The sequence below is a fragment of the Nocardiopsis sp. NPDC055879 genome (genome assembly GCF_053615935.1).
The window spans coordinates 108,197-120,645 of the sequence record NZ_JBSHCT010000016.1; the positions used below are offsets into that span (position 1 = coordinate 108,197).

9 protein-coding genes and 1 pseudogene are annotated in these 12,449 nt (G+C 69.7%); 5 read left to right on the top strand and 5 right to left on the bottom strand.

All coding sequences use genetic code 11. From position 1 onward, the window contains the following. Window positions 1-135 precede the first annotated feature (135 nt). From ACWGKS_RS19970 to ACWGKS_RS19980, 3 genes are all read right to left on the bottom strand, one after another. Window positions 136-489, bottom strand: coding sequence for a hypothetical protein (locus ACWGKS_RS19970; protein WP_358505216.1), 354 nt, complete (start codon window positions 487-489; stop codon window positions 136-138). Between the two features lie 168 nt (window positions 490-657). Then, on the bottom strand, window positions 658-2,067 hold the full coding sequence (locus ACWGKS_RS19975) for a sigma-70 family RNA polymerase sigma factor (protein WP_358505213.1): 1,410 nt from the start codon (window positions 2,065-2,067) through the stop codon (window positions 658-660). 589 nt (window positions 2,068-2,656) lie between these two features. Next, on the bottom strand, window positions 2,657-3,904 hold the full coding sequence (locus tag ACWGKS_RS19980; RefSeq protein WP_452456417.1) for an AMP-binding protein: 1,248 nt from the start codon (window positions 3,902-3,904) through the stop codon (window positions 2,657-2,659). Window positions 3,905-4,082: 178 nt separating this feature from the next. Here ACWGKS_RS19980 and ACWGKS_RS19985 point away from each other — a divergent pair, with 178 nt between their 5' ends. Both ACWGKS_RS19985 and menD read left to right on the top strand, forming a co-directional pair. Beyond that, complete coding sequence (locus ACWGKS_RS19985) at window positions 4,083-5,066, top strand: o-succinylbenzoate synthase (RefSeq protein WP_452523487.1); 984 nt, start codon at window positions 4,083-4,085, stop codon at window positions 5,064-5,066. 253 nt (window positions 5,067-5,319) lie between these two features. Beyond that, a complete protein-coding gene (gene menD, locus ACWGKS_RS19990) occupies window positions 5,320-7,041 on the top strand; it encodes a 2-succinyl-5-enolpyruvyl-6-hydroxy-3-cyclohexene-1-carboxylic-acid synthase (protein ID WP_358505210.1) in 1,722 nt (573 codons plus the stop codon). Between the two features lie 66 nt (window positions 7,042-7,107). Here menD and ACWGKS_RS19995 read toward each other — a convergent pair whose 3' ends face one another. Next, window positions 7,108-7,773: a Uma2 family endonuclease gene (locus tag ACWGKS_RS19995; RefSeq protein WP_452523489.1), complete on the bottom strand. Its 666-nt coding sequence runs from the start codon at window positions 7,771-7,773 to the stop codon at window positions 7,108-7,110. A gap of 216 nt (window positions 7,774-7,989) precedes the next feature. On the opposite strand from ACWGKS_RS19995, the pseudogene ACWGKS_RS20000 reads away from it, so the two are divergent. From ACWGKS_RS20000 to ACWGKS_RS20010, 3 genes and pseudogenes are all read left to right on the top strand, one after another. After that, a pseudogene (locus ACWGKS_RS20000) lies at window positions 7,990-8,175 on the top strand (NUDIX hydrolase); the annotation flags it as partial. An 83-nt stretch (window positions 8,176-8,258) separates the two neighbouring features. Continuing rightward, window positions 8,259-8,411: a hypothetical protein gene (locus tag ACWGKS_RS20005; protein ID WP_452523519.1), complete on the top strand. Its 153-nt coding sequence runs from the start codon at window positions 8,259-8,261 to the stop codon at window positions 8,409-8,411. A gap of 421 nt (window positions 8,412-8,832) precedes the next feature. Then, window positions 8,833-10,857 (top strand): PhoX family protein, encoded by a 2,025-nt coding sequence (locus ACWGKS_RS20010; protein ID WP_452523491.1) that lies wholly within the window; start codon window positions 8,833-8,835, stop codon window positions 10,855-10,857. 192 nt (window positions 10,858-11,049) lie between these two features. Here the strand turns inward: ACWGKS_RS20010 and ACWGKS_RS20015 are convergent, their stop codons facing one another. After that, window positions 11,050-12,333 carry an isochorismate synthase gene (locus tag ACWGKS_RS20015; RefSeq protein ID WP_358505202.1) on the bottom strand — a complete coding sequence of 428 codons (1,284 nt, stop codon included), beginning with the start codon at window positions 12,331-12,333 and terminating at the stop codon, window positions 11,050-11,052. Window positions 12,334-12,449 lie beyond the last annotated feature (116 nt).

Genomic DNA, 12,449 nt, shown 5'->3' on the forward strand with positions numbered 1-12,449 from the left:
GGCGCCCGGGGTGGCCCGCGGCTACCCACAACACTCTCCGGGGGGCGGGGGGGTTTTTGGGGTCGGGCCCGGGGGGGGGGGGGGCCCGGGCTGGCCCCCCCCCCCGCCCGCTCTCACCCCATACCGGCCCGGCCCTCAGCGGCGCAGACCCGCCACCGCGACCAGGTAGAAGCCGATCAGGCCCAGCCACACCACGAGGATGGAGCCGGCGCCACCGGCCACCGCGGCGGCGATGGCCGTGGCCGGAACGCTGATGCCCAGGCACACCAGGGCCAAGACCATCCGCACGGTGTTGGAGGCCACGCCCTTCCGGGACTCCTGCGCGCCCATCTGACGGGCGACATGATGTTCGACGCGCTCCTCGATGGCGTCGTCGACCCGTTCCACCAGGGAAGCGGAGATCGCGTCGTCGTATTCGGGCCCCAGCTCGCGACTCGCGCGTAAGGCGGCGGCGATCTCGTCCTTGTTCCCCCGAGGGTGGTTCGTCATGTTCGCCATGGTCCCACCGCGCACGGGGCCGTGTTAAGACGGGAGGTCGATTCCAGGGGGATCTCGGGGTTCTCCCCGAGATCGTGATCGGCGCGCCGTACAAGGCCCCGCACACACGGACGGGGCCGTCCTCCGAAATGGAGGACGGCCCCGTGTCCGTCGCGATCCCTAGCTGGCGAAGTCCAACAGCTGCTGGGCCCGGCTCGGGTGGCGCAGCTTGGCCAGAGACTGCTTCTCCAGCTGCCGAATGCGCTCGCGGGTCAGTCCCAGGTGTTTGCCGATCTCGTCCAGCGTGCGCGGTCGACCGTCCATCAGCCCGAATCGCAGCGACATGATGGTCGCCTCGCGCGGCTCCAGATCGGACAGGGCGTTGCGCAGCTGGTCGGCCATGAGCTGGCGGTCGACCACCTCGGAGGCCTCCGAGGCGTCCACGTCCTCGATCAGGTCACCGATGCGGGTCTCGCCGTCCTCACCGATGGTCGAGTCGAGGCTGATGGGCTGTCGGGTGACCCGCAGCAGCTCCTCGATCTGGGTCGGGGTCTTGTCGAGCTCGTGACCCAGCTCCTCGGGCGTGGGTTCGCGGCCCAGAGCCTGGTGCATGTCACGCTCCAGCCGGCTCACCTTACTGAGGAGCTCCAGGACATGTACGGGCAGGCGGATGGTGCGCGCGGAGTCGGCGAACCCGCGCTGGATGGCCTGACGAATCCACCACATGGCGTAGGTGGAGAACTTGAAGCCCTTGGTGTAGTCGAACTTCTCCACCGCGCGGATGAGGCCGAGGTTGCCCTCCTGGACCACGTCCAGCAGCGACATCCCCCGGTCACTGTATTTCTTGGCCACCGACACGACCAGACGCAGGTTGGCCTCGAGCATGTGGGACTTGGCCTTGCGGCCGTCCTCGGCCACCCATTCGAGTTCCTCGCGCTCGACGTCGGCCCTGGTGAAGGACTCGTCGATCTCGCCGTGCTGACCGAGCCGGTACTCGGCGTAGAGTCCGGCCTCGACACGCTTGGCCAGGTCCACCTCCTGCTCGGCGGTGAGCAGCTGCCGCCGCCCGATCGCCTTCAGGTAGGTGTGGACCGAGTCGCCCATGGCGGGCGACTGGTCGTCGAGGTCGGCCTCACCGGTCTCCGGGTCGATGGAGGCCTGAGAGGTCTCGGTCTTCTTGGTGCGTCGCGTGGTGCGGGTCTTCCTTCGGGTGGAGGGACCCTTTCGCGCCGCGACCTTGCCGGATGCGGTCTTGGGTGCCTCGTCGGTGTCGGGCACCGTCGCGATGAGAGTGTTTTCCAGCACGTCGTCCTCGGCGTCAGGTTCGGCCACCTTCACGGACTCCTCGCCCCCGTCGGCGAGCCGGACCCCGTGGTCGGTGAGTTCACGCAGGATGGAGCGGCCGTCACTGGAGGTGACTCCGGCCGCGGAGAAAGCGGTACGTAGTTCGGAGAGGGACAGGTGTCCCTGAGCACGTCCCTGGGCGATCAGGTCGGTCAGGGCCGCGCCGGCCTCGGGGGCCGGTTTCGGAGCTGCGCCATCGGGGGCCTGGGCCGAGTGGCCGGAGGCTGCTAGGGCGGTGCTCGTCATAGGGGCACATCCCTCCCTTCCAAGACGTATGGCACGTGGCGGAGGATCACCGCCGACTGGACGCGCCAATATGTCCAACGTGTCGGCGAGTCAAATGTTCCCTGTCTCGATTGGATATCGAGGATGGTGGTATAGATCACCGGGCCATGAGTGGCGGGGGTCGGGCGAGTGCGGGTAGTGGAGACGCCGTCATGTCGGCCTTCGGGAACCCCGAGGCGGGATCGTCCCGACATGGGGGAGGCCGCGCGAACGCGTGCGGATGAGCCGATGGCTGCCGCCAACTGCGGACCTCCTACGGAACGGGGGCCGAAGATCTCGGATACTCGGATAGACGTCGGGGAGCTTTGGGAAGTTCCCCACCTTTTCGGTTCCGATCTGGATCGATCGTGGTCGAAAGGGTGGAAACACCGCGTGCGCTCCCGGAACAACCCGGGCCGGCGGGTGATCGAGGTGCCGGGGACGGCGCCCGCCGCGGCCAGGGTCCCATGGGTTCGGGTACTACCGGTAACGCCGCTGCGTACGGGCCGAATTCCCGCAGCTCCTGGCGCGATGCCGACCGGGACGGAAAACCTCGGTCGGGAGGGCCCGATCAGGACGCGGGGCGGCGCAGCGCCACCAGGTCCGGTTTTCCGGAGGCGAGCATCGGCAGCTTCGCGCGCACGTCCAACTCCCGAGGCGCGGCGTAGGCCGGCAGCCGCTCGCGCACGTGGGAGCGCAGTTCGTCCAGCAGGGGCGGGTCGGCGGGATCGACCGGGACCACGACCGCGCACACCCGTTCGCCCCATTCGGGGTCGGGGCGGCCCACCACCACCGACTCGGCGACCTTCGGATGTTCGCTCAGGATGGTGTTGACCTGGCCGGGGACCACCTTGTGCCCGCCGGTGTTGATCACCTCGTCCACGCGGCCCAACACCTGGAGTCGACCGTCGGGCCCGAACCGCCCCAGGTCGTTGGTGCGCAGTCGTCGCCCGGTGCCGTCGTCGGCCAGGACGCCCGGGTCCACCACCGTCTCCGGGGGCATGCGGTAGCCGGTCAACAGGGTCGGACCGCCCAGCAGGATCCGCCCGGGGGCGCCGTCCTCCTCCGCGTCGACGTGTACCCGGACCCCGTCCAAGGGGACACCGTCGTAGACACACCCGCCGCAGGTCTCGCTCATGCCGTAGGTGGTGATCACGCGACCCCCCGCGGCGTGGGCGCGCTCCAACAGGTCGGGTTCGGCCGCCGCGCCGCCGAGCAGGATCGTGCCGAACAGCGACAGGTCGCCGCCTGCCGCGAGGAGCCGACGCAGCTGGGTGGGGACCAGGGAGACGTGGGGGCGCAGCCTCTCGGCCGCTTCGAGGACACCGTCCACGTCGAAGGGGGCGTGCACGGCACGGGTCCCGGTGACGTAGGCGCGCGTCATCACCTGCACTCCGGAGATGTGTCCGGCCGGCAACACGCACAGCCAGGTATCACCGGGGGCGGCGCCGATTCGGGCCACGGAGGCACGGGCCGACGTCCGCAGCGCGGTCGCGGACAGCTCCACCCCCTTGGGGGCGCCGGTGGAACCCGAGGTGGTGATGACCAACGCCGCGTCCGGTCCCACCGCGACACCGTCGTCGAGGGGGACGACCCCCTCCGGGGCGCGCAGTGACGAGGGGCGCATGGAGACGAGGAGTTCGGTGACACGAGTGTCGGGGGTGCCGTCGGGGATGGGCAGCAGGGCCGGCCCCGTGCCGTCCAAGGCCTCGACGAGCATCGCCTCCAAACGCTCGGGGGACAGACCGCGTACGGCCTGGAGGGGACGTCCGTCCTGCGTGCGAGGGGACGGGGACCGGTGTTCTTCGACTGCTGCCACGGTGCCCCAGGGTAGTCCGGGTTGCGGGGCGGTCCGGATCGTCGGAGTCGGGTCCGTGCCCGTGTTCCTCGGTCCGCCTGACAGAATGCGAAGGATCGACCTGCGGACACCGGGGCCTGCGAACCTCTCCGGTTCGGGTGTGCGCCAAAGATTTCCGTGTGAGGGAGAAGCAGGAGCGGTGAGCTGCGTGATCGATGGGGACGGGACGGTCGGCCAGGTGGGGGAGCCCGTTCGGGGGCGGGCCTTCGCGATCGGTCTGCGCAATCGTTTCCGCGGTATCACCGTACGAGAGGGGCTGCTCGTGCACGGGCCCGCCGGGTGGGGCGAGTTCTCGCCCTTCGCCGAGTACGGGCCGCGCGAGGCCTCCCGTTGGTGGGCGGCCTGCCGTGAGGCGTCCCACCAGGGGTGGCCCGAACCCGTGCGCGACCGGGTCCCGGTCAACGTCACCGTGCCCGCGGTGGACCCCGAACGCGCCGCGGCGATCGTGACCGCGGGAGGGTGCTCCACGGCCAAGGTGAAGGTCGCCGAGAAGGGCCAGGACCTGGGCGAGGACATCGCCCGGGTGGAGGCGGTGCGTTCGGCCATCGGCCCCTCCGGCCGGGTACGGATCGACGCCAACGGTGCCTGGGACGTGGACACCGCCGTTCGGATGGTCCGCGAACTGGACCGCTTCGACCTGGAGTACGTCGAACAGCCCTGCGCCTCCCTTGAGGAACTGGGTGCGGTCCGCCGCAGGGTGGACGTGCCGGTGGCGGCCGACGAGTCCGTCCGTCGAGCCGAGGACCCGTTTCGGGTGCGCGCCGCCGAGGCCGCCGACATCGTTGTGCTCAAGGTCCAACCCCTGGGCGGGGTGCGGGCCGCGCTACGGGTGGCCGAGTCCTGTGGCCTGCCGGTCGTGGTCTCCAGTGCCGTGGAGAGTTCGGTGGGGTTGGCCGCGGGTGTGGCTCTGGCCGCCGCCCTGCCCGAACTGCCCTACGCCTGCGGGCTGGCGACCATGCAGATGCTGACCGCCGACGTCACCACCGACCCCCTCCTGCCGGTCGACGGCTTTTTGCCGGTCCGGCCGGTCACGGTGGACGAGGAAGCGCTTTCCCGGGTGGAGGTCGACGCCTCGGCCTGGCGGGAACGCGCCCGGAACGCGGCCGAGGCGGAGACACCCTGAGAACCTGGAGAGCGCGATTCGCCCCCGTTTCGACCTGTGCTTACCGTCAACGCGCCGGGCGTGGCCGGCCGGATGGGCATGAGATCACAGCCGGGTTCGGTCGCAGGGAGCGCCCGAACGGGGTTCACTGGAAGCGGCCCCGGCGACGCACACGCGCGTGGGAGCGTGGCCGTCACGGATACGGGGCGCCGTGCGATGCGGTCCGGTCGCGCGGTGATACTGGGTCGACACCTCGACGAACGAAAGACTTTGCATGAATCCGTCTACCGCCTTGGCGCGGGTCCTCGTCGACGAACTGGCCCGCTGCGGACTGGCCGAGGCCGTCGTCGCGCCCGGGTCGCGCTCGACCCCTCTGGCGTTGGCGCTGGTCGCGCACCCCGGGATCCGTGTCCACGTGCGCGTGGACGAACGTTCCGCGTCCTTCCTCGCCTTGGGGCTGGCCCGGGCCTCCCGGCGCCCGGTGGCGGTGGTGTGCACCTCCGGCACCGCGGCCGCCAACTTCCACCCGGCGGTGATGGAGGCCGACGAGAGCGGGGTGCCGCTGCTGGTGCTGACCGCCGACCGGCCCCCGGAACTGCGCGGCACCGGCGCCAACCAGACGGTGGACCAGATCGGTCTGTACGGCGGTGCGGTGCGCATGTTCGCCGAGGTCGGAACCCCCGACCACGCGCCGGGCATGGTCGCCTACTGGCGTTCGCTGAGCGGTCGTGCCTGGGCCGCGGCCCAGGGCGGACGCCCCGGACCCGTCCACCTCAACGTAGCCTTCCGCGACCCCCTCACCCCCGATCAGCCCACCGGTGGCGGCCCTGAGTGGACCGAGCCCTTGGACGGACGCGCCGACGGTCGCCCCTGGATCTCACGGCCCGGCCCGCGTACCGAACCCGCGCCCTACGTATTGCCCGACGTCGAACGCGGCGTCATCGTCTGCGGCGACGGCGACTACGACCCGGTGCCGTTCCTGGCGCTGTCGGAACTGACCGGATGGCCGCTGCTGGCCGAACCCACCTCCAACGCCCGCCGCTCGGGCGCGGTCTCCACCTACCGGCAACTGCTGGCCGTGCCGGGTTTCGCCGACGCCCACACCCCCGAACTCGTGGTGAGCGTGGGAAAACCCAACCTTTCCCGGCAGATCCTCGCCTACCTCCGCCGCGCGGAACGGCACGTGGTGGTCACCGCCGCCACGGTCGGTGACCCCGCGGCGAGCATGCTCAACGACTTCTCCGACCCCGCCCGTACCGCCACCGACGTGGTCGCCGCGGTCGCCCCGCCCAACGGACCGAACCGGGACGAGTCGGCGTGCACCGACTGGTCGCGTTCCTGGGAACGCGCCGAGGCCGCCGCCCGCGCGGCCGTCGACGGGGTACTGGACGCCGAGGAGACCCTGACCGAGCCGCGTCTGGCCCGTGACCTCGCCTCGCAGATGAGCGCGGGTTCGCTGTTGTTCGCCGGCTCCAGCATGCCCATCCGCGACCTGGACGCCACCATGCACCCCCGTTGCGGGGTGCGTCTGGTGGGCAACCGGGGCGTGAGCGGCATCGATGGGACGGTGTCCACGGCCATCGGTGCCGCGCTGGCCCATCAGAGCGAGGGGGAGGGGCAAACCTACGCCCTGCTCGGCGACCTGGCGCTGCTGCACGACCAGAACGGGTTGATCATCGGCCCCGGTGAGCCGCGCCCGGACCTGGCGATCGTGGTGGTCAACAACGACGGCGGCGGAATCTTCTCCGGTCTCGAACAGGCCGGCCATCCGGACTTCGAGAGAGTGTTCGGCACCCCGCACGGGGTGTCCATGGAGAGGGTGGCCGCCCTGTCGGACCTGCCCTACACCCGGGTGGAGTGGGCCACCGACCTGCCCAAGGCCCTTCTGGGCGAGAGCCTGCGAATCATCGAGGTGTGCACCGAACGCGCCGGTAGCGCGGCCCTGCGCCGCCGGCTGCAGGACGCCGTCGACACCGCTGTGGCCGGGACGTTCTGACCCGGGTCGGGGCGACGTGACGAAGGGGAGACATCGGAGGTCGATGTCTCCCCTTCGTCACTTGGGTCAACGGTGCAGGATGTCCGTCAGGTCGAACTCCAACTTCACCGGGACGGAGGTCTTGAGGGTTCCCCGGTGGATGGTCGGCCTGCCGTAGCCACCGGAGGGAGAGGCCGGGTCCTTCTCGTACTCGTAGAGCACGGCGTCGTTCCCATCCCGTTCGATCCGCCAGAAGAATCGGACACCGGCACGGGCGTAGAGCTGGGGTTTGCGCTCCCGGTCCCTGATCTCCGATTCCGGGGAGACCACCTCCACCGCCAGTTCGACGACCTCCGGCGGAAACCACGTTTGGTCCAGTTCCCGGAAAGCGTTTGCTCGCACCAGCATCAGATCCGGCTCCGGCCGTTGCCGTTCGTCGAGTTTGACCGAGAACTCTCTCGCCAGACGCAGGTATCCAGGTGCGTGTGCTTTCAGTGCGTCCCCCAATAGTTCGAGGACGAGCATGTGGAACAGCTTCTGCGGGCTCACCAGCACCAGGTTTCCGTCGATGAGTTCGGTGTGCGGCGGAAGATCCGGGATGCGGTCGAGGTCCTCGGCGGTGAAACCGTCCTGTGGGGGCATGGGGATGACCACGCCGTCGGTGACCTCTGACTCTCGTTGCGGGGAGACTGTCGGAGCGGACACGTGACTGCCTTCGGTGGTCGGATCGTTCTCGTTGCTCACGGTAGCCATCCTCATCACCTTGCCGTGGTGCTTTCGGCGATTTCCCCATCCGGGCCATGGTGCGTTACCGATGGATGTTCCCTGAGGGTGGCACACGGGAAACGGTCCTGCCTACGCACTCGGGTTCCTCATCGAGGACGGCGAACGAAGGAGCCAGGTGTGACCACAGGACAGAACAGCCCACTCCAGGACGAAACACGCCCGGGTCGCCGAGTGGGCGAACGGATGGTCCGGGACAAGGCGTTGTGCTGCGTAGCGCGGGAGGGACACCTGTTGGTGTTCCGGCACGTGGACCACGCCCCGAGGATGTGGGTCTTCAGGTCCCCGCGGGGAGGTTCGGCCGGGGGAGGCCCCCGAGGCGGCGGCGTTGCGCGAGGCCTGAGAGAAGAGACCGGTCTGGACGGGCTGCGCGTGGTGCGCCCGCTCGGCGTGGTGGAGTACGAACTCACCCCTACCGGTTCGAGGTCCAGCGCCGCCATGTCTTCGAACCGGCGGTGGACGGCCCGGTCCCGGAACGTTGGTCCTCGGCCGAGGAGGACGACGGAGTGGGCGAACCCATCAGGTTCGAGTGCTTTTGGGTTCCCCTCTCCGCCGCGCACGTGTGGCGGTCCGGCCAGGGGGCGTTGATCGGGCGGCTCTTCGATTGAGCGGGCCGGCCTCGCCCCGGGCGAACGAGAACGGGCACGGGATGACCCCGGCCGCGAAGCCGGAGTTCCTTTGCGCGGTCGACGGCCCCGACGCCGAGGGCATGGCGGACGAACTCGACGGGATGACCGGATCGTGACCCTGCCCACCTGGGCGAGGCATGTGGACGTGGCGGAACGGGTAGGCGAGGATCACCACGAGGTCCGACCGTGGGTGTTCGTACTACTGCTCTATGTGGGATGACCTCAGCCGTGTAGAGGAGTTGTAGGGGCGTTCACACCGGTTTCACCCGAACGTGTGGAACCTCGGCCAAGGTCGATAACGACCGGCAGGACCCACTGCCCGCACCACTCCGCACCCCCGAGCGGAGCCCCGCAAGCCCCCTCGGGACCGCGGAGCAGTTACCCATTCCGAGGAGAACGCGTGCCCGAATCCGCGCCCCGCCGCCGTCTGTTGCCGCTCATCGGCGGTGTCGGCGGTGGTCGATCCGCGAAGACGTGCCTGTACCGCTGTGGCAACGCCTGCTTCCACCCCGCCCCCAACAAGAGCGAAAACGCCTACTTCGGCGACATCTTCCAGGGCGTACTGTCCCGCCGTTCCGCCCTGAAGGGGGCACTGGTCGGTGCCGGCGCGGGCTCCCTGGGCGTGGCCGCCCTGAGCCCGGCCGCGGCGGACCGCGGACCGAACCGCCCGCATCCCGCGCCGCGCCCCACGTTCAAGACCGTGCTGCCCAACAACCGTGACGAGATCACCGTCCCCGAGGGCTACGACCACCACGTCATCGTCCGCTGGGGCGACCCGGTGCTTCCCGATGCCCCCGAGTTCGACTTCGCGAACCAGACCGCTCAGGCGCAGGCCCGGCAGTTCGGCTACAACTGCGACTACGTCGGTTTCTTCACCCTGGACGACGACCACGGTCTGCTGTGGGTCAACCACGAGTACACCAACGAAGAGATCATGTTCGCCGGGTACACCGACGGTGAGTCGGCCGACCCGGAGTGGATCAAGATCGCGATGGCCGCGCACGGCGGTTCCGTGGTGGAGTTGGAGCGGGTCGACGGCACCGGTCAGTGGAAGCTGATCACCGAGGGCGAGCGTCCCTTCAACCGTCGTATCACCGATCAGACCCCGTTCAGGGTGGCGGGTCCGGCGGCCGGGCACGAGCTGCTGCGCACCGACGCCGACCCCGAGGGCGTGAACGTGCTGGGCATGCTCAACAACTGCGCCGGCGGAATGACGCCCTGGGGCACCGTCCTCAGCGGCGAGGAGAACTTCAACCAGTACTTCGTTGGCGCCCCCGACACCGAGTCCTACGCCCGTTACGGCTTTTCCAGTGACTACTCCGGTCGCCGCTGGGACCGGGTGGACGAGCGCTTCGACCTGGCCGAGCACCCCAACGAGGCCCACCGCTTCGGGTACATCGTGGAGATCGACCCGCACGACCCCGACTCCACCCCGGTCAAGCGCACCATGCTGGGCCGCTTCAAGCACGAGGGCGCCAACGTCAACATCACCGAGGACGGCCGGGTGGCCGCCTACATGGGCGATGACGAGCGCTTCGACTACCTGTACAAGTTCGTCAGCGACAAGAAGTACGTCGAGGGCTCGCACAAGCACAACATGACGCTGCTGGACAGCGGCACGCTCTACGTGGCGCGGCTGGAGGGCAACAGCCCCGCCGAGGAGATCGACGGCACCGGCACGCTGCCCTCCGACGGAGAGTTCGACGGCACCGGCGAGTGGACCGCGCTGTGCACCGACTCCGAGAGCTTCGTCGACGGGTTCTCCGTGGCCGAGGTGCTCATCTTCACCCGCCTGGCCGCGGACAAGGTCGGCGCCACCAAGATGGACCGTCCCGAGGACGTCGAGCCCAGCCCCGTCACCGGCAAGGTGTACTGTGCGCTGACCAACAACACCTCCCGCGAACCGGGTCAGGCCGACGAGCCCAACCCCCGCGGCCCCAACAAGTTCGGTCACGTCCTGGAGATCATCGAGGACGGCGCCGACTCCGCGGCCACCACGTTCACCTGGGTCGTGCCCCTGGTGTGCGGCGACCCGGAGGACGACTCCACGTACTACGCCGGTTTCGACAAGTCCAAGGTCATGGCGATCTCGGCCCCCGACAACCTGGCGTTCGACAAGCACGGAAACCTGTGGATCTCCACCGATGGTCAGCCGGGCACCCTGCAGACCAACGACGCCCTGCACGTGATGCCGGTCGAGGGTCGCTTCCGCGGTGAGCTGCGGACCTTCGCCACCGTCCCGGTCGAGGCCGAGACCTGTGGTCCGCTCATCTCCCAGGACCAGAAGACGGTGTTCCTCGCCCCGCAACACCCGGGTGAGAACGGCACCGTCGAGGAGCCCACCAGTGTCTGGCCCGACGGCGACTTCCCGCGCCCGTCGGTGGTGTGCGCCTGGCACAAGGGCGGCCGCGACGTCGGTAACTGACACCCGCCCGAGCACCCGAAACGGCTGCGCCGAAGGCGTCCGTTGAGGGTGGTGGCGGGCGACGGGTGGGACGAAGCGTTAGGGCGTGTTCCGCGAACACCTACCCTGCTGCGCGGCGCCCCAGCGGCGGTGCGTAACCGACACCGACCACCGGCCCCGGTCTCTCCGTCGTGGGGGAGGACCGGGGCCGGTTCACGTCCCAGGGTCGGTGAGGGCCTCGCGCATCACACGGAACTTGGCCTCGGTCTCGGCGAGTTCGGACTCGGGGTCGGACCCGGCGACGATCCCACCGCCCGCGTACAGGCGTGCGCTCGCCCCGTCCACGCGTGCGCTGCGCAGGGCGATGCCCCACTCGGCGTTGCCCGTTCCGTCCAGCCAGCCCACGGGGCCTGCGTATCCGCCACGATCCATGCCCTCGGTCCGGGCGATCAGCCGCATGGCGGCCTCGGTGGGGGTACCGCCCACGGCGGCGGTCGGGTGCAGCGCCGCCACGGCGTCCAGGGCCGACACCCCGGGCGCCAGACGCGCGTGGGCACTGGTGGCCAGGTGCTGGACGTTGGCGAGCTTGAGAAGGTGCGGCCGGTCCGGGACGGTGAGTTCCTGGGTGAGCGGCTCCATGGAGGCGCGCAGTGAGTCCACGGCGAAGGCGTGTTCCTCCACGTCCTTGGCGGAGGTCATCATCTCCTGACCCAGACGCAGGTCGGATCCCTCGTCATCTCCGCGCGGGCGGGTACCGGCCAGCACCAGGGAATCGAACTCACTACCCTCCACCCGCAGCAGGAGTTCGGGGGTCGCCCCGACCATGCCGTCGACGGAGAAGGTGAAGCAGTCGGGGAAGCGGGCGTGCAGGCGCTTCAGCAGCATGCGCACGTCCAAGGGCGCTTCGGCCTCGGCGTGGGCGTCGCGGGCCAGGACGGCCTTTTCGAGTTCGCCGGCCTTGATGCGCGTGACCGTCGAGGTGATCACGTCCTTCCACCGTTGCGGGGTGAGGGACCCGGGTCTCCATTTCAGGGAGCCCACGGGGCGTGGTTCGGTGACCGTGCGCAGTGTTTGCTCGGGGTGTTCGCCCGGCTCGTCGCCGATGGTGGTCAACCAGGTGCGGTCACCGCGTCTGCCGATGAGCACTCTGGGCACCACGAGCGCCGAACCGGCGGAGGTGGGCGCGAAGGTGAACGTGCCGAAGGTGACCGCGCCGGTGCCGGGCAGCCCCACCTCGTCCTCGACCCGGGCGTTGTCCAGTAGGTCGGCGAACCATCGGGCCGCCTGCCCGATGCGGGAGTTGTCGGTGGGGGCGGTGCCCTCGGGGGCGACCTCGGGTTCGAAGCGTGCCGCCCGACCCCACGCGACGAGGCCGTCGTCTCCGTTCAACCAGGCCAGTGGTGTCCCCTCCGGCAGCCGGTCGATCAGGTCGCCGACGTGGTCGCGCAACGGGACGGTATGGACGAAGAGTTCGGGTGGGCTCTGCACTGCGTTCACGGGACCCGAGTCTAGAACCTCGCCCGGGGAGCGGGCACGTCCGGGCGTCCGTCCTCGGGGTGCTCCATTGACCTGGGACGACATTCCCGTGGTACGTCCTGTGCGATGTTATCCAC